Source organism: uncultured Pontibacter sp., assembly GCF_947495565.1.
In the GTDB taxonomy this organism is placed as follows: Bacteria; Bacteroidota; Bacteroidia; order Cytophagales; family Hymenobacteraceae; genus Pontibacter.
In genome coordinates this window covers 1-17,802 of sequence record NZ_CANLZM010000019.1, presented here as the reverse complement: position 1 = coordinate 17,802, position 17,802 = coordinate 1, and the positions used below count along the sequence as shown (strand labels likewise).

General features: G+C 49.0%; 15 protein-coding genes. 6 read left to right on the top strand and 9 right to left on the bottom strand.

Features of this window, described 5'->3' with window-relative positions:
* The first annotated feature begins 37 nt into the window (after positions 1-37).
* The 3 genes from Q1B04_RS18590 (at position 38) to Q1B04_RS18580 (ending at position 6,283) form a co-directional block, all read left to right on the top strand.
* Positions 38-1,888, top strand: coding sequence for an ATP-binding protein (locus tag Q1B04_RS18590; RefSeq protein WP_299761911.1), 1,851 nt, complete (start codon positions 38-40; stop codon positions 1,886-1,888).
* 865 nt (positions 1,889-2,753) lie between these two features.
* On the top strand, positions 2,754-4,982 hold the full coding sequence (locus tag Q1B04_RS18585) for a PAS domain-containing sensor histidine kinase (protein WP_299761908.1): 2,229 nt from the start codon (positions 2,754-2,756) through the stop codon (positions 4,980-4,982).
* Positions 4,983-5,857: 875 nt separating this feature from the next.
* A complete protein-coding gene (locus Q1B04_RS18580; RefSeq protein WP_299761906.1) occupies positions 5,858-6,283 on the top strand; it encodes a hypothetical protein in 426 nt (141 codons plus the stop codon).
* Positions 6,284-7,022: 739 nt separating this feature from the next.
* Here the strand turns inward: Q1B04_RS18580 and Q1B04_RS18575 are convergent.
* A protein-coding gene (locus Q1B04_RS18575) for an IS5 family transposase (protein ID WP_299762000.1) occupies positions 7,023-7,900 on the bottom strand; the annotation gives its coding sequence in 2 pieces (ribosomal slippage) (positions 7,023-7,556 and positions 7,559-7,900; 876 coding nt in all).
* Between the two features lie 464 nt (positions 7,901-8,364).
* Here Q1B04_RS18575 and Q1B04_RS18570 point away from each other — a divergent pair.
* Positions 8,365-8,676, top strand: coding sequence for a hypothetical protein (locus Q1B04_RS18570; RefSeq protein WP_299761903.1), 312 nt, complete (start codon positions 8,365-8,367; stop codon positions 8,674-8,676).
* 434 nt (positions 8,677-9,110) lie between these two features.
* Positions 9,111-9,920: a hypothetical protein gene (locus Q1B04_RS18565; RefSeq protein WP_299761900.1), complete on the top strand. Its 810-nt coding sequence runs from the start codon at positions 9,111-9,113 to the stop codon at positions 9,918-9,920.
* A gap of 457 nt (positions 9,921-10,377) precedes the next feature.
* On the opposite strand, the gene Q1B04_RS18560 is transcribed toward Q1B04_RS18565, so the two are convergent.
* The 7 genes from Q1B04_RS18560 to Q1B04_RS18530 form a co-directional block, all read right to left on the bottom strand.
* Positions 10,378-11,832 (bottom strand): IS1182 family transposase, encoded by a 1,455-nt coding sequence (locus Q1B04_RS18560; protein ID WP_299761997.1) that lies wholly within the window; start codon positions 11,830-11,832, stop codon positions 10,378-10,380.
* Positions 11,833-12,074: 242 nt separating this feature from the next.
* Positions 12,075-13,226, bottom strand: a complete 1,152-nt coding sequence (locus Q1B04_RS18555) for a serine hydrolase domain-containing protein (RefSeq protein ID WP_299761897.1) — start codon at positions 13,224-13,226, stop codon at positions 12,075-12,077.
* A gap of 119 nt (positions 13,227-13,345) precedes the next feature.
* The gene (locus Q1B04_RS18550; protein ID WP_299761893.1) at positions 13,346-13,906 is read right to left on the bottom strand and encodes a DUF2867 domain-containing protein; all 561 of its coding nucleotides are present in this window, start codon (positions 13,904-13,906) and stop codon (positions 13,346-13,348) included.
* Between the two features lie 57 nt (positions 13,907-13,963).
* On the bottom strand, positions 13,964-14,581 hold the full coding sequence (locus Q1B04_RS18545; RefSeq protein ID WP_299761890.1) for a hypothetical protein: 618 nt from the start codon (positions 14,579-14,581) through the stop codon (positions 13,964-13,966).
* A 189-nt stretch (positions 14,582-14,770) separates the two neighbouring features.
* Complete coding sequence (locus Q1B04_RS18540) at positions 14,771-15,166, bottom strand: tyrosine-type recombinase/integrase (protein ID WP_299761887.1); 396 nt, start codon at positions 15,164-15,166, stop codon at positions 14,771-14,773.
* 29 nt (positions 15,167-15,195) lie between these two features.
* On the bottom strand, positions 15,196-15,849 hold the full coding sequence (locus tag Q1B04_RS18535) for a phage integrase N-terminal SAM-like domain-containing protein (protein ID WP_299761884.1): 654 nt from the start codon (positions 15,847-15,849) through the stop codon (positions 15,196-15,198).
* Positions 15,804-16,217 carry a hypothetical protein gene (locus tag Q1B04_RS18530; protein ID WP_299761881.1) on the bottom strand — a complete coding sequence of 138 codons (414 nt, stop codon included), beginning with the start codon at positions 16,215-16,217 and terminating at the stop codon, positions 15,804-15,806. The genes Q1B04_RS18535 and Q1B04_RS18530 overlap by 46 nt, the downstream gene beginning before the upstream one ends.
* Positions 16,218-16,322: 105 nt before the next feature.
* On the opposite strand from Q1B04_RS18530, the gene Q1B04_RS18525 reads away from it, so the two are divergent.
* Positions 16,323-16,793 carry a hypothetical protein gene (locus Q1B04_RS18525; RefSeq protein WP_299761879.1) on the top strand — a complete coding sequence of 157 codons (471 nt, stop codon included), beginning with the start codon at positions 16,323-16,325 and terminating at the stop codon, positions 16,791-16,793.
* 579 nt (positions 16,794-17,372) lie between these two features.
* On the opposite strand, the gene Q1B04_RS18520 is transcribed toward Q1B04_RS18525, so the two are convergent.
* Positions 17,373-17,802, bottom strand: a 430-nt coding sequence (locus Q1B04_RS18520) for an IS3 family transposase (RefSeq protein WP_299761876.1), incomplete at its 5' end; no start/stop codon positions are given.

Genomic DNA, 17,802 nt, shown 5'->3' with positions numbered 1-17,802 from the left:
AAGCAAACCAGCTTCAGTTGAACATTAATCTAAAGTCATGAAATTAAAAACAAAGATCACCCTCGGGTATCTGACCATACTGGTTGTACTATTGGCCATTGGCGTGTATTCAGTGATTAATGTAAACAAGCTGGATAATGCCGCCAGCAATATCCTAAAGGACAACCTCTATACCTTACAGCTGGGTAAACGCATGATTTCCTCGCTCGATAAAATGCAGGCTGCCAAACAGCAGTTGCTCTTTTCTGGTGTAACCCCCGATGTAAATACTGCTATCATCCGCGAGAACGTCAAGGTGTTTGAGGAAAACCTGCGAAAGGAGCAGGGAAACATCACCGAACCTGGCGAGGGCGAGCTGGTTGAAGACATAGCGGAAGGCTTTCAGAACTATAGCGCACTGCTATTGAAGGGTTCTTTGGATGAAAGCGTTTACTATATAGAGCTTTTGCCCCGTTATCGCCTGCTCCGGGACCAACTGGACCAGATGCTCAACATGAACATGGATGCCATGATCGCTAAGAGCGACCGTGCGCAGCAGATCGCACAGCAGACCAGGGTGTACACCTTGATTGCGCTGACAGTAGCCATGCTGCTCACACTTGGCTTTCTTCTAACTGTCCCTGCCGCTATCACCAAGCCAATTAATAGAATTGTGGACTCCATTCAAGCCGCTTCCCGGAAGGACTTTACGCAGCAGTTGTCTACTAAGGGGGGCGATGAATTTAGCCGCGTAGCCAAGGTATACAATAGCATGCTAAAGAAACTGAAGGAGTTCGAGTTCTCGAACCTGAACGAGTTGCTGATGGAGAAGAAGCGTATAGAACTGCTGGTTCAAAACCTGGATGAAGGCATTCTGCTGTTGGACTACAACCTGCTGGTAATAGAGGCCAATCCCGTGGCGTGTGATCTGCTGGGGCTGGAGCGAAAAAAACTTGTCGGGCGCCAATCGCAGGAGCTGGAAAATGAAAATGACCTGTACCGGGAGTTGGTAAAAGACATCATGATTGGCCGAACCGCTGATGACCATGTGCTGACATTGACGGTGGATGGCGAAGAAGTTTTCTACCGTAAAAGTATCTTAGAGATTGTAGCTTACAACGAGTTGAAAGAGCAGCGTGAGCTTTCAGGCTATGTCATCTCGCTGCGTAATGTAAGCGACTTCAAACGACTGGACCAAGCCAAGTCGAACTTTCTAGCCACCGTATCACATGAGCTGAAAACACCACTGGCCTCTATCGGCTATAGCTTAAAACTGCTGGAGGACGAGCGTGTAGGAGAGACGAACGCAGAGCAGCGTAACCTAATTAAGACGCTCAAGCAAGAGACCTCTAGACTGCAGAAAATGGTAGGGGAACTGATAGATGTGTCGCGGCTGGAGTCTGGGAAAATTCAACTGAATGTGCAGCAGGCAAACGTGGCAGATATCATCCATTACGCTGAAGAGGTGATAAACCTTCAATTATTGCCAAAGCAGCTGCGCTTGGAGGTGCTGATTGAGAATCATCTGACAGATGTTCTGGCTGATGTCGAGAAGACAACGTGGGTACTTGTTAACCTGCTCAGCAATGCTGTGCGCTACTCTCCGGAGGGTGACGTGATCACCATCTCCACGGAGGACAAAGAGCATGAGGTGCTTATCAAGGTACGCGACAACGGTCCGGGGATTGATCTATCTAACCACGACAAGATATTTCATAAGTTCGTGCAGATACCGGGCAAGGAGCAGTACAAGGGCGGCTCCGGTTTGGGACTCTCTATTTCCCAGGAGTTCATTCAGTCGCAGAGCGGCAATATTTGGGTAGAGAGTGAGCTTGGGGGCGGGAGCACCTTTATGATTTCGTTGCCTGTTTATGTAGCAGCTCAACGATGGGATAGCCGGAGGAGCTGAAACTAAGGTATAGATTGGTCAGAGCTGGTGTGGCAGCTAGCTTGCCCCTTTCTCACTGCTTAATGTAAGAATAAAGGGGGCTTTCTGCTTTGGGCGTAGATCCCATTCCATTGTAGTTTCAGTTTATCAAATCTTACGCTACGGCAAAGGTTTAGATTCGGAAGTAACTCTGAAGTCCTTGAGTTATGAATGGCGGAATTACAACTATAAGCCACTGTCTCACAATTCCCCCGTTTTCTGGTACAGGTTTTGAAAGTCAATCCAGGTGTCGCTTCTGCCTGCCCACGCTTGTTCTTGTACCGATAAAGGGGTGATTGCATGAGATTAAAGCAGAATTACACCCGTATACTACCCATTTCCTATGCTTGATCCTGCTTACCCGTGCTTGCTTATGCTTGATCTTGTCCCGGAATAGGAGAGAATAATGAAACAAATTTTTAGATGTACTCACAGGATTCGCCGCAATTCTTATTATTGGATAACAGATCCCATAGTTATCTTGACGAGCATACAATAGTTGGTACTTTAACGGCGACGCCAAACTCTTTTCATTCTTTGCGCACCAGATCCTACAAGTAATAGAAGATGTTACTTGAAGGCCAGCTGCAGGTTGCCTGGATCTGCCACTCAAACCTGCAGCGTAAGAAATTAGGCTATCTGACTCTTCAGCCTGATACAGCACGTCAAAGTGTAAAGAGGAGTGACAGCCTCAAAATACAATAAAAAAACTGCGCATTGCATTTTATCATTATAATTTATTATAGAAAGTGATTGAAGTCATTAAATGGATGTCAATTTTTTTTTAATTTTGCAGGTTATAACACTCCACTTCCACTGGAAGAGAAATACAAGCAGCCCTACTTACATGAATAATTCCTTTGCGGCCGTTTTGCTGCACAACCTGCCCGGAAACTTCCTGGCTTTCACACCTGATCTGCAGGTGCTCTTTGCCAGCGAAGGGTACGCCCGGCTGATCGGGGTAGACAAGAAGCAACTGGAGGGATGTCCGTTAACAGGGGAGCTGCCTAGGGGCTTGGAAGAATATCGTTTTAACTTACAGGACATAGCCAAAGAAGCCATCTACACCGGTGATCAGGTGAGCCGACTTGTCTCCGGAGCACTGAAAAAAGAGTTAGTTGGGCCTGAAGAGGCTTTTTGCTGGCGCGTTTCCTGCAAGCCGCTTGCGCAGGCACAGGGGTGCCTGTTGCTGACCGTGGAGGATGCTGCAGACCAGCGGGAGCAGTATCGCCTGCAGCAGGAGGCAGACAGGCTGCATCAGCTGCTCAACAGCCTGCCCGGCATCGTTTGGATAGCCGATGGCGAAGGGAACCTCACTTACGTGAACCAGGCTTTCCGGGACCTAACCGGCATGTCGCTCCAACAGGCACAGAAGGGGGAGGCGCTTGGACTTGTCCACCCCGAGGACAGAGACCGTCTGGCCTCCGGGCAGAATGGCAATCAGGTTGTCTTCAGGCTGAAAGCAAGGGAGTCAAACGGGGACGACTACCGGTGGTATTCTTTGCGCTCCATCTCTGTTACGGATGAGAACGGGCAAGTGGTAAGCCGCATTGGGGTGAGCACGGACGTGCATGAGCAAAACAAGGAGAGGCTAGCGCTCAAGGCCAGCGGCGACAAGCTGCGCGAGATGCTGGACGCACTGCCCATCATGGCATGGGCGGCAAACCAGGACGGAGCCTACACCTACTATAACAGGCGCTGGTGGGACTATTTCAACAACTCAGACGAGGACTGGACGCTGGAGCAGTGGGGGGAGCTAATGCACCCGGAGGACAGCAGAGGCACTGTGGATCTGTGGGCGGAAAGTCTTGCCACAGGCACCCCCTACAGCGTGAAACTACGGTGGCGGGCGCACAAACAGGCGCCTTACCGATGGTTCCATGCCTATGCCTCGCCTGTCAAGGACGAAGCGGGCGAAATTGATTTTTGGATGGGCGCCACGGTAGACACGCACGAGCAGGAGGAGGCGCAGGCCTTGTTGCAGGAGGAGAAAAAAGCGTTTGAGTTTCTAGCCGATGTGGTGCCGCACATGGTGTGGCGCACCGACGCAGAGGGTTTCCATAATTACTTTAATCAGCGGTGGGTGGAGTACACCGGCTACGATGTGGAGAGCAGCCTGGGCACCGAGATGTGGAACAACCTGCTCCACCCCGAGGACCGGGAGCGGGCGCGGCTCGTGTGGGGGCACTCCCTGGAGACGGGGAAGCCTTATGAGATTGAGTACCGCTTCAAGCGTGCCGCGGACGGGGTGTGGCGCTGGTTTCTGGCCCGGGCCCTGCCGCTGCGAGATGAGACGGGGAAAATTGTGCAGTGGTACGGCACCTGCACCGACATTGAGGAAAAAAAGCACACGGAGAGGCTGCTGGAGAGTCAGAAGCAGGCGCTGGAGCTTACCAACCAGGACCTGGACAGGTTTGTGCACATGATCGGCCATGACCTGAAGCTGCCCCTGGTGAACATGGGCCAGCTGTTGGAGGAGCTCGCCGAGACCGGGAGCCTCGACAGTCCTGATGCCGCGCAGCTTGCCGGGCACCTCAGGAGATCACACAGAAACATGACCACCACCCTCGTTGACTTGATGGAACTGGCGCGCCTGCAGCGGTCTGCCCAGACCTCTGCCACCACGGTGGATCTTCGCGGTGCGATAAGAGAGGTGCTGGAGTCGCTGGAAAGCCTTCTCAACTCCTCCCAGGCCGAGGTGCGCGTCAGGCTGGACAGGCCGGAGAATTTCCTTTACCCCAAGGCAAACCTGAGGAGCGTGCTGCACAACCTCCTGTCAAACGCCCTCAAGTACAGCGATCCCGGCCGCAGGCCACTAATAGAGATTAAGAGCCGCTGGGAGGAAGGGTTCCTTGTGCTGACAGTGGCTGACAATGGATTAGGAATGGACCTGGAGAAAGACGGCAAAAGGCTTTTTGGTGCATTTACCCGCCTGCACGGCCATACAGAGGGCTCCGGGCTTGGCCTCTATATCGTCAAGCGGATTGTGGAGCTTGGAGGAGGCCGTGTTGGTGTCAACAGTGCAAAGGGCCAGGGCACTGTTTTCACAATCAAGCTGCCTGCACCACAGAGCTAGACCAGCGTAGACAACTTGATTAAACTCACCATTGGGAAAGCCTTTGTCTGTTTTCCCGTGTCTAAGGAAACGGATGGTTTTCCCGATGCAGCTTTGGGAGGTAGCCGAAATATCTACTGTCGGTTGCTGTTGGTTGCTGGCCACTACCCCAAACCCAATTCAAGCCTCTGGCACCCGTAGACTGACCACCGCCTTTGTTTGTCCCAGTATACCCCGTTTTACAAGCACAAAGTATAGATGGTCCTGCAGCACTGCCTAGCCAAGCCGATTCCAAACACAATCCACCCGGAGGCCAAACGAAAACCAACCCAGAATCAAACCGAAATCAAACCAGAATCTACATGCCAGGGGTAGCGACAAATCTGTCTCCGCCAGAGGGGAATCACCTATCTCTGAATTTGGTCGTTTGCTGGGATGTCCAAAAGCGGCGGGGCTGGTTTGGTTTCGGTTTGATTCTGGGTTGGTGCGCGTGTGGTACGCTGCAAATAATCTGCTTTATGACAGTAGAGGATAGTTAAAGCGCAGTGCCAGTACGATAAAGAATCCTGCTGAGGGAGACCAGGATGAGGAAACAGCGACATCGGGCTGAAGAGTAGGCCTTTCGTTGTTAGGTTTGATTTGTGTTTGCCCCTGGTTTGATTGTCTCAGGCAAAAGGAGGATTTTATGGGATTCAGGTATAACAAGTGTAAATATTAACAAGGCCGGCTCCTGTTCATGGGAGCCGGCCTTAGAAGCCTTTTTATGTTCAACAAAGGGTGTTTCTGAGGGAAAGGCTGTTCTAGATGCTTAAGGGGCATGCGCCATGCGTAATGAGTACAACCAACAGCACAGCGAGCGACATGCAGTTTCTGAGAAAATTTAGCGAAATTGCAGCATGCAGATATTCTCCAACGGCTTCTTTCAAATTGAGTATGACATCTTTACAGACACAGTCTCTGTGTCTCTGCCAGATATGCGCACGGCCGAACTAAGTGAAGCCAAGTTGTGCTTCGAGATACTGGTGGATCATGTAAGAAACTACCATGTTGAGAATTTGCTGCTAGACTCCAGTAAAGCAGTTGTTGAGGTAGGTAACGCAGCGTACAACAAGCTTATTTACCAAGTCTCAATGAGCCTGAAAGAAACTCGGTTGAAGAAGGTCGCCCGCCTTGTCAGCGGGAATGCAAAACTGGAGGAGATGGCTACCCAGGTGCAGGGGGAAGTACTGGGAATCGGATCTGCTTCTTACCAGATTAGAAACTTTACGAGCAAAGGGCCGGCCTTGGAGTGGTTGACCGGCAAGCCCCCTCTTCCGGCCTGAATGAGCTCTAAGCCTGAAGTCGGCTGTTGCAAGAAGGCGCTAATACAAAGTGCTCGTTGACTTGCTGGCTATTGCTCCTAACCTCTCCACCTATTTGTCATTGTCCCAAGCAGTCGCCGTTTTCCCGATACAGCCTTGGGAGCCAGCCGAAATACCTACTCTCGGTTGCTCTAAGGTGCCCATGGCTGCTATCCGTTGCTCTTGGTTACTGGCCTATTACAAACCCCTGGCACCCGAAGAGCAAACGTTTTTCAAACCAAAATCAAACAGTTTCCACCGCAATTCGGTGTATCAAAATACCCCCATTTGCTGATACGGGAAGGGGGCAACATATTCTACAGCCATGAGCGGCGGCTTCAAACGCTTTTCAAACTGAAACCAAACCTAAATCAACGGCTCCTTTTATAGCACCTTGATGAAGTTGTTTATATGCCGGCCGCGGTCAAAGGCAACGGCGCTGCCACAGGGTATTGCTGCTATTCCGGAACAGGCGCTTTTGTTGTTGAGGATGTTGCTGCCGTTGCTCTAGTTTATTGCCAGTGGTGATCTGCGCCAAACCATTTCCAAACGTGTCCTAATCGACACATTTGGAAATGGTTTGGCGTTCTTTCTTGAAGAAGCAGAGAGTACAGTGAATTAATACTATTGCATATGGTAGTGTTTACAAATATTCAAAACTCATAATGTTACTTTAAAGACCCTACTGTATTATAGTAATAGAAAATGAGTGTGTTTTAGACTAGGCTGTGTCTGATGAATGCTTTTTCAGGTAAAATCTAATAAAAGCCAGCTTCAGCATAGCCATGAAACTGACAGCTAGCTTTTCATATCTTGTAGCAATTCTGCGATATTCTTTGAGCCAGCCGATAGCCTGCTCTACGCTTGCCCTTTTCTTACAGGTCCCTTCATCGAAGCGATAATGAGGTCCTTTTTTTCTTCTCTGGGTTCCAGGCCGTAACTGCCTTTCAGGAATCATTCCCTTGATGCCTCTGCGGGCCAGCCCTTTTCTCAGGCAGCCTGCATCGTATGCCTTGTCTGCGACCACTTCCTCAGGCCTGGTTCTTTTGCGGCCTCTTTTCACGGGAATCCTTACCTGTTCCGGTGCTGGATGGAAAAAGGCGGCATCATGTGCCGCCCCTGAACTCAACACGGCTGCCAGAGGAAGACTGTTGCTGTCACTTACCAGGTGAATTTTAGTGGTAAAACCTCCTCTACTTCGCCCCAGTGCGTGGTTTTCAGGCTCGCCTTCTGTTACCTGGCCCCCCTTTTTAAGCCAGCGCCAGCGGCTGACCTGTGTGCTCTCACGGTGGTGGAGTCAACCTGCCACAGGCACAGGTCGATGAGCCCCTCAGCATTCAGCTCCAGCTGAAGCCTGTCCAGAATCTGGTCGAAAGCGCCTTCTATTCGGTAGCGCCTGAATCTGTCATACACGGTCTTCCAGTTGCCGTAGCGCTCTGGAAGGTCGCGCCAGGGAGCCCCGCTGCACGGCACCCAGAACATACCGTTGAGCACGGTGCGATGATCTTTCCACTGCCCCCCGCGCTGCCCTTCACTGGCAGGAAGCAAAGGCGCTATCTTCTCCCATTGTTCGTCAGTTAACTCGTATCGTCTCATGATCTACTAACAACCCAACAGCACCTACTGTTTGATTCATCAGACACAGCCTAATTAAGTAGCATACAGCTAAGTTTAATTTGAATTGAAGGTGTTACTTTTATACCCTACTCTTCCTTTTTATTCAATCCTCAAGGTTTAATATTTACATATTGTTATATGTTTAAAACAGATAAAAAATGAAAACAAATCTACTATTTATCAGGCTCTGCCTATGCGCCAGCTTAACCGCTGCCGTATCATCTTGTAGCGATGAGGCTAATGTTACTCCGGATCCTGTAGCTGAAAGTGTAAAGGGAGACATTAGCACAAGTAACGGGTATCTTATATTCAAAGACAGGAGCACCTATGAGCAAGCCATACACCAAATAGGCAATGTCCCTAAGGGTGAGGACATAGACACTCACCTTAACAGATGGGAACAAAAATATGGTTTTCAATCTTTAAGGACCGTTTCCTCCAAAAACGTGGCCCTACAAAAGCAAGTTGAGTCAAGCCAGGAGGTAGATGAAGCATCTCTGTTCGAAGACGATTTCTTCGCCTCAATGGTATCACCGCAAGGTATAATACAGATTGGAGAGTGGGTATTCAAGATTGATCTAAGAAGAGAAAAAGTATATGCCTTACCCGCCAGCGAGACAAGCCTTGTTGCGAATCTAAAGCAGGCGCAGCCTAGCCATGATAAGATTAGAGTGTTCAGCACAAGCGATGATGTTTTGGACATGATTGAGAATGGCATGTATGGCGATAGTTCAGTAGAGTCAGGAATAGCCACATAGGGCCTGTTTTGCAATGATAGCGGAGCTGATTCTCACAAAGATGAGGCTGAGGTATACTATGACACTGACAGAAGGCTAGACTGTAAAGTGGTTTACCAAAAAGCTGGTGTTTACTTTTCTCTGCAAGCTAAGGTGCAAAGCCAAAACAGATTCTCTGGAGTTTGGTTTGCTCAACAGGATAACCTGCATTTAGAATATAGTGCTATGTGGGATCCAAAATGCAAAAGTTCGCAGTATGACCAGGGATATTTGTCAGCAAGTAGCAACGAACTCAGCAAGAGAGTGTATGAAAGCACAAGAGGATTACATCATTACCAGTACTCAGTTATTTTTGGCAATAACATGATTGAATCCAGAGTTTTTGAAATAAAGGACCTTTAGCAATATCAGGTCACTTTTGATGCTAAGATCAAAAGTGACCTGATATCTTACTTATGTATTACACTAGAGCATTTATCGCTTTTCTTCTGCTCCTGCTTGCCTTCAGGGCTCAGGCCCAGGAGAAGCTGTTCATCAAGCCCCATATAGGGGCGCAGGTGCCCTTTGCCCGCTACGACAGGTCCATTGGCAAGGCCTCCACCTTCAAACCGAAGTACTTTGACATCACCGATAACTTGGGGGTTACGCTCCAGCTCAAGCTTAGCGAGATCTGGGGCCTGGAGACAGGGTGGAGCAAGGGCAACATCGGCTGGGGCTATCAGATCTCCATCCCAGAGCACCTGCTCAATGACCCGTATCCCCGCCCGGTAAGAAAGCACAGCCTGAGCAACTACATCCACCGGTTTCCGCTCCAGGCGCTCTATACTTTTCGGGACATCACCTATTTCCCACTGAACAGGGAGCGAAACCTTTACCTTTTCAATTTCAGGCTTCATGCCATTGCAGGCACCAGCCTGGACTACATCGACTATAAATCAACGTTTGACAGCGGGGTTATGGAACTAGGCACAAGCGTACCATCCTCCAACAGTATCGACTTGGCCGAGGAGGTAACAATCAGAAGCAGGTGGGGAGCCTCGGTCCGTGTCGGCATCGGCATGCAGTACCTGCATAACGGCAAGGAGCGCCTGGAGCTGAACCTGTACTACAGCCGGGGCTTGCGGGACATGGTACAGGCAGACGTGGATTATTCGATGAATTCGGAAAGCCGCACCACCCGAATGCTGGCGAGAGGATCCCTTATAGGCCTAACCCTTGCCTACCCGATCAGGCTCAAAACATTTGGCTCTGAGCAGCCCCTGTAGTCTGACTGGCTATTTGCATCCTCGGCTGTATAGGAGAGGGTGTATTCATTTCCCGAACAGCGATTTCAGGCGCGCCCATTTGGCACGTTGATGCAGGTTTGACGCAGGGTTGGGGTAAACTCATCGGGAGGTCAAAAGCACTTAAGTATATAGGAAGCAGTAAAGTATGGCAAAAGTTTCCCTATAGGATGCATTAACCGTGTTTTTACCCACATCCATTTGTGTAAACTCGTGTCATGTCGCGGCTACCCATTAGCAGCGAACATTCCTGAAACCTCTCCCCGGATATGTGGAATTGGGCTCCGATTTGTTTGTAGGGATGAATTCACCTGATTACAGCACTTATAATACCAGTTTAGCAGGCTGTTGCTCTATCTGTTGCCACGTGCATTGCTTCTGTACCAGAAAACGGGGGTAGCTGTTGCACAACTCTTACTCGCCCTCGGTTTTGTTTCATTTAGGTTTTTAAAACCCCGCCTACATTATTCAACTGGAGAAGTGATGGTCTAAACCTTAAAAAGCTGCTAAAGAAAGACTGTTGCCGCTCCTCATCCAGCGCTATGGCCATACTTACCGACTTGGTTGGTTTGAACTTCATGTACTTTTTGAGGTTGAAGGCAACCGCAGCCAGGAGCATGACCTTATGCGCCCCTGATCTGCCCAGCACATTGATTCTTCGCAGGCCGTAGTGCTGCACCAGGCTCCCGAACACCGGCTCCACCGTACTCTGTCGAAGCCTTCTCATCTGCTTGCCGCGCCTGCTGTTCTGCCTGGCGTATGCCCGTTGGTACTGCTCGTCATAGGCGGTTCGGGTGATTTTCCGGCACCGTGCCTTTGGGGCGCAGGTGGGCTTGTTCATGCACTGCCGGCAGTCACTGGGTGCCGCCCAATAGTTTCTCAGCAGCCTGCCGTCCAGGTTGCGCTCAAAGCCCTTGAATGGCAGTGGCTTGCCCATGGGACAAGTGTACTCGTCAGCCTCCTTGTCATAGGGAAAGCCCTCTATCTCCGGCTTATACTTTCCGAACACTGGTATCCACCCTATGATGCCCTGCTGCTCGAGCATGGAATAGTTGGAGCCGTTGGAGTAGCCGGCATCGGCCAGCAGGTCCTGCATCAGCAGCGCATTCGCTTTCAACCTGCTTTGCACCTGCGTCACCAGGGAAGGCAGGTGCTGGCTGTCCCGGCCGTCGGCGAAGTCCGAACGGATGTGGGAGATGACACCTCTGGCCGTGTCCACGGCCATGCTGCAGTGGTAGTTCAGTTTCCTGGCTTTGCCAGGCTTTACAGAAATGCGGGCATCGGGATCGTGCGGGGAGTAGTGCGTCTTGTTGCTCAGCAACTGGGCTTTCTCATTGGTTGATCCGATGGCCCCTGCGGGGCGCTCGTTCAGCCGCTGCTGGCGCCTGGCCAACCGCTTCAGTTGGTGGTCAGGCGCAGTGATGAACTGTCCCGAAGAAGGATTGGCACTAGCCTCCATCTTCGGGTTCTCGACACTGTTTATCAGGTGGTGACTTTCTACAGGCAAGGCAACTTGTTTCAAAACCAGGCTCTCCATGGAAGCATTGGCCTTGACCGGGGCTGAGTCTATGGCTTGTGTATCCCCTTTTACCATGCCCTTCTCCACGCACAGGCTGAAGATCTTGTCAAACAGCGACTCAAACAGGGCTTCGGGGTAAAGCTGTCGGGTGCGGCAAAGGGTGGAGTGCCATGGCAGCGGCTCGTCGAGCTGATAATCCAGGAAGTAGAGCAGGTCCAGCCGCAGGCTGCAGTGCTCGATCAGGCGCCGGTCCGAGGCGATGTTCTCCAGGTAGCCCACCAGGCAGAGCTTGAAGAACACCACCGGGTCGATGGACTGCTGGCCACAACGTCCGTAGAGTTCCTCCGTCAGCTCGTAGAGAAACGAAAGGTCCAGCTGCTGCTTGAGTTGTCAGTAAAAGTTGTGCTCCGGCACGTGCGCCGAGAGCGAGAAGTGCAGCTCCTTCTCATCCTTGAAAGTCTTCCTACCCTGCATACCACCAAAGGTTTAACCTATATGCTTACGGTTGTATGCAGACAGTTGTGCAACAGCCACGGAGGAATTGTGATACACTCTGTAAACCTATTTCAGGACTAGGCCGGCGGCCGAGGCTGGCTTTTATATAATGTTATGGGATTTTATAATTTCTTTATGTCAGTTAGTAAGTTTTTCATCGTATTCCATAGTTTGTCTTGTGTTTCAGGTCCACTTTGATTTGTAATTATGGAAACTCCTAAATTATACTTAGGAATAATCAGAAAGTAGTTTTGTGTACCAAATGCACCACCGTGAATGTTGTAGTAGACACCATCTTCAGCGTTATTAATTATTGGCCACAAGTACCCTATTTGTATATCATTTTCAGCAAAAAGCAATTGATGAGATTCTGCTGCTGCTAAATTGGTGCTATCAAGCTGAAACTTCATATAATTTACTAAATCAGAAGTGGTTGATTTTATACCACCATCTGCTCCCCATAAAGTATTTGCGAAATGAGGCACTAGTTTATTAGTTTCTCCATAGCCATTTGCTAACCTTTTTGATTCTTCTGCTGATAATTTCACTTTAGTGTCTTTCATTCCAGCTGGTTTACAAATAAATTTTTGTAATAACTGGTCATAAGTCATTTTATATACTTTTTCTAAAATGTGAGCCATTACCTCTGTATCAGCATTTGAATAGTTAAAGCTAGTTCCAGGTATAGTAGCAATTTTTACAGTTTGCAAGTCACCCAAAAATTGAGTTTTACTATAGTTTTTTTCTATCTCATATATTTTAAATGGCAGGTTCTCATCAATATTGTCGAAGAGGGCATCTATACTTGTTGGTAAGGATCTCGGAAGTCCAGAAGTATGCGTAATAAGGTGCTTTATTTTTATAGGACTATTATTGTATTCTAAGTTCGAAAAATCTCCATCAAGATACTTTCGAATATCATCGTTCAAATTGATTTTCTTATCGAGAATTGCTTGAGCGACCAAAGTCCCTGTGAAAGATTTGCTAACAGAAGCAATTTCATATAATGTTGCATCTGTTGGTGTATTCCCTATTCCCTTATCCAATTCTCCAAAATGCCCTGTATAGATTTTTCCATCTTTATAAATACCAATTGAAACTGAATTTATTTTAGGATCAAGAAGCAGAGAATCGGCATTTTTTTCAATTGAAATCTTAACAGGATCAGTTTTGCTATTAGTAATGTCATTTGAATGTTTATTGCAACTTGAAATTGTAATTCCAAGAATCAAAAGTATAATTAACTTCATTTTTTTAGGTTTTTTATTGCCCATAACGGTTGTGGGTTTGAGTTGTGCCCGGTGAATAGCCCTTCACCCTCGGACAGCATTAAAGTAATTAAAAAGTAGAATGAACCGGCTGCATATAACCCGGGCATACTATCAACCCCTTGTTAGCGGTTGGTTGCCTTTTCATTTTCGATTCGCTTAAGAATGCCTTTTAACATTGCCTGAACAATAAGTTTATGAAAAGGCCTCACGATCAAAAAATAAACGCGCCCGAAGAAGTTATTGAATTTTACTGTCGTTGTTATCGTCAAACTTTTTTTGTCTGCGTCGTCCAGAAGTTTGTCCAAAAATAATGAAACCCTGAAATCTAAATGTTTGTCATCTTCGCCTAATACAACTTCGTTTTCTGTTTTGTCATATACTTTAAAAAGGCCAAGTTGATCCCCTGGCACGCATTTAAAATTGTCCAGCAGTTTCTGCTTGTTACTTGTTTGTCCTGATGTTTTTAAACCAAACAAACCAACAATTTTGTTTCTTATTGCGAATAGTGTATTCCCCAATTTAGACTTGCCTGAAAAAAACAATATCCCAATTTTTGTTGAGTCAATTTCCCCTTCAGTGTCGGAAAAAAAACTTTGGTAACTGTCAGTATAGTCATACAACTTAGAGTCTTTTTTTAAGATTGATTTAGCAGGAATGCTGCATACCTGACCATTGCATTTCATATGTTCTTCTGTATATTGAATAAGGTCGATTTCAATGACTACTAATGGTTCGTTTTTTTATTTTCCGATTAAAACTTCGTATTCTTTTGGGATCGTTACTCCTTGAAAATGATTTGTAAGTCCGTAAAATATTACAATGGTCAGAATAATTCCAAAAGTTAAGATTGCGAACGATTGTTTGTTTGGAGACAAACCAAAAATTGACTGTTTCATTTTTTTACTATGAATTGATGCTATGTGCCCGAAAAATGAAACGATGGCAAGGCCGTAATAGGGTATAAAAAACAAGTTGAAAGGAAGCGAATTTAATCCTGCTGCTCCAAAATAAAAGTTGGTGTCTAGATGCAAAAAATGTCGTCCACTAAAAACAGCACTTAAATGGATAATGAAAAAAATCGCCAGATAAAGTCCTGTCCAGAGTTGTAGTTTATCAAATTGCGAAGTTGCTGATTTTCTGTTTTCTTTAAAAAGTTTTAGTCCTGAAACAATTTGGACAAATAAGGCAAATAATAAAATTGATTCTACAAAAATGTTCCGATAAAAGGGCCGAAGAGTATGCATCATTTCAACATGCCTATCAGCACCCCCAATGCTCACCAAGTGATTAAATAAATGAATTCCTACAAAAGCTGTTATTGTCAGGCCTGCTATGTGATGGATCTTATTTATTGACATTTTCTGCCTTAATGAAGTGGGGTACGTGTATGCAATAACCGCTAACTACTGGATAAACGAAAATATACGCTTATCTGCACTATGTACGTAACTGCTGCAGCTTGCTTTAGGGCTCGCTTGCTGGTTGGTTCCGGTACTGTTGAGGGCTATGTGCATAAGCATATATGTTTTAGCTAATGTAGCAAAATGCTACAGATTATCCAGCGGGTTGACGATTTTATCCAAGGCATGGGTGGTGATGTGGGTGTAGATCTCGGTGGTCTTGCTGCTCCTGTGCCCCAGCAGCACCTGGATGTACCTTAGATCCGTTCCCTGCTCGAGCAGGTGGGTGGCAAAGGAGTGGCGCAGCGCGTGGGGCGTGACGGGCGCCTTCACCCCGGCCTTCTCCTTGCTGGCCCGGAACACATTGCGGATGCTCTCCACCGTGTACTGGCCGCCCGTTTGCCCCTCGAACAGCCACACCTTCGGCCTGTAGACCCTGTAGTAGGCCCTGAGGTTCTCCAGCAGCTTCTGCGAGAGCAGCGTGGTGCGGTCCTTCTTTCCCTTGCCCCCACGTATGAGGAGCAGGTTACGCTCCGACTGCACGTCCGTTAGCCGGAGGTTGATCACCTCCCCTATTCGCAGCCCCCGGCGTAAAGGAGCTGCAGCAGGCAGCGGTGCTTCAGGTTCTCTGTCACCGTCAAAATCTTCAACACATCCTGCTTGCTGAGCACCTGGGGAAGGCGCTCGGGCTTCTCTGGCCGCTCCACCTGGTTTAACTGCACCTCGTGACGCAGCAGCACGCGCTGGTAATAGAATTTGACGGCGTTGATCGACTGGTTCACGAACGAGACGGAGTAGGTGCCGGCCTGCACCATCTGGCGGTGGTAAGCGTTGATCTCTTCCTCTGAGAACTTATGGATCACCTCCAGTACCTTTGCCTTATGCGCGTCGAGAAAGCGCAGCAGCAGGCTGTGGTAGGTGCGGATGGTGCTCAGGCTGTAGTTCAAGAGAAACAGCTTCTCAAGGTACGGCAGCGGGCAAGGCATATAACCATCCCTCTTGCTATAACTCTGCTCCCAGAGCCTGGCCTGCAGGGACATGTCCTTGACCTGCATCGTCTGCGCCAGCCACAGCTGGGCTACAGGCTCCAGTTCTGTAAGCAGCGTGTGGAAACTGCTGCTTTCTGTACTGATCACAAAGCACTGCATGTAATTAAGCCACTGTGCTACCTGGCTCTTCTTTAGCACCGCGTAAATCTCCTTGCTGTAGGGGTAGCTGAGCTGCACGTATTGCTGCCCTGGTGCTCCAGGGGCTGCAGGCGCACCACGGGACGTACAGGCACCTTTTCTAGGGGTTCTGCCAGTTGCTTGCCCTGTTGTAGGATCGCAGCCCCTTCCGCAGGCCGCAGGCGCCTGTACAAATACCTGGTATCCACCTTGGCCAGCCCCTGAAAGTGCTGGTGCGTCATCTCGATGGCTTGACTGGTGCGGTGCATCACAAAGCACTTATAGCTTTTACTGTAGCGGATCCAGTTGGCTTCTTTCAGGCGTTTGGATATGAAAGGATTGGGCTTGTGCCAGACGCGGATAAACCGTCTCCCCACGTGGTCCAGCGGGTTGAGAAACAGAACGGGTAGTTGAGCAGGGTAAGCCATGACAAATGAGCTAGTTACAACTGCTAAGGTAAAACCTTCTCTTCCCGTACCCGTGTTATTACCTAAGTAGATCCGTTTATACACGGGTAATAACACGCTTTACCAATGAAACAGGACAGGACATGCCTGGAGTGCGGTGGAGGAATGGCAGGCAGAAGCGACAAGCGCTACTGCTCCGACCAGTGCCGCTACCTGGTAAACAACAAGGCAAAGCAGCAAAACCAGGGCGAGCGAAGGGTTCAGCGGGTTAACGCGGCCCTGCGCAGGAACCGCAGCATCCTCCGCCAGCTCAGCCCGCAGGGCAAGACCACCATCCCCCGCCAGTACCTGGAGCTAGCGGGCTTTGACTTCCGCTACCTGACCCGATTGTACCGCACCCAGCGCGGCAACACCTACCATCTCTGCTACGACTACGGCTACATGCTCCTGCCCGAGGAGAAGGTGCTGATCGTGAACTGGCAGCCTTATATGGACGGGGCCGGTGATGGCGCTGCCGATGTGGCAAGGCGTGGGTGCTTTAGGCTGCCCCCTGTGGCTGTAGCCAAGGCGACACACCACTTTGAGTGCGTCAGGTGAGGCAGAAGCTCTTGCTGGCACAGTCTTCCTTGGCTCCTGCTGCCGTTCTCCGACTTGTCCTGCAGGGGAGCGCTATAACACACGTTATGGTAAATAGTGGGTTTGATGATGTCTCAACAAACCCACTATTTCCGGGACCATCAAACCGCTGTCAGACACAAATCAAACCTGACAACGAAAAACCTAATCTTTAGCTTGACGCTGTAATTCTCTCATCCTGGACTCCCTTAGCAGGATTCTCTATCATACTGGCACTGCGCTTCAACCAACCTTTACTGACATAAAGCAGGCTATTTGCCAGTGTACCACACGCGAACCAACCCAAAATAAAACCGGAATCTACGTGCCAGGGGTAGCGACAAATCTGTCTCTGCCAGGGGTGAATCAACTATCTCAAAATTTGGAGGTATTTTGATACACTCAAATGCGGAGGCAGATTGGTTTGAAAAGCCTTTGCTATTCGGGTGCCAGGGGTTAGAGTCTGGCTTGGGACAGTGGCAAGCAACCGAGAGCAACCGACTGTATATTTTTTAGGTACCTCCCGAAGTGGAATTGCAATAGTTTACTGGAGACTTTATCTTAGGCAGCCATACCTTGTTGGTATAACCATTCTTCATACTGGCAAGGGGGCAGGTAGCCAAGTGCTGAATGCCTCCTTTTCCGGTTGTAGAAACTCGCAATGTACTCAAACACAGCCAGCCGGGCCTCGTGCCTGGTGGTGAATTGGTGGTGGTAGACCATCTCCGTTTTCATCGTCTTAAAGAAGCTCTCAGTCACTGCATTGTCCCAGCAGCTGCCCTTTCGGCTCATACTCTGCAGCACTGGTTTCCCCTCCAGCTGCTCCCGAAAGGCACTGCAGGCGTACTGCACGCCCCGGTCAGAGTGAAACAAAAGGGAATAAAATGCAGGCCTGTTTCTGATGGCCATCTGAAAGGCGGCCACCGTGGTCGCCTCCGCCTCCATGGTCTCACTCAGCGCCCAGCCGACCACTTTCCTGTCGGCCAGGTCC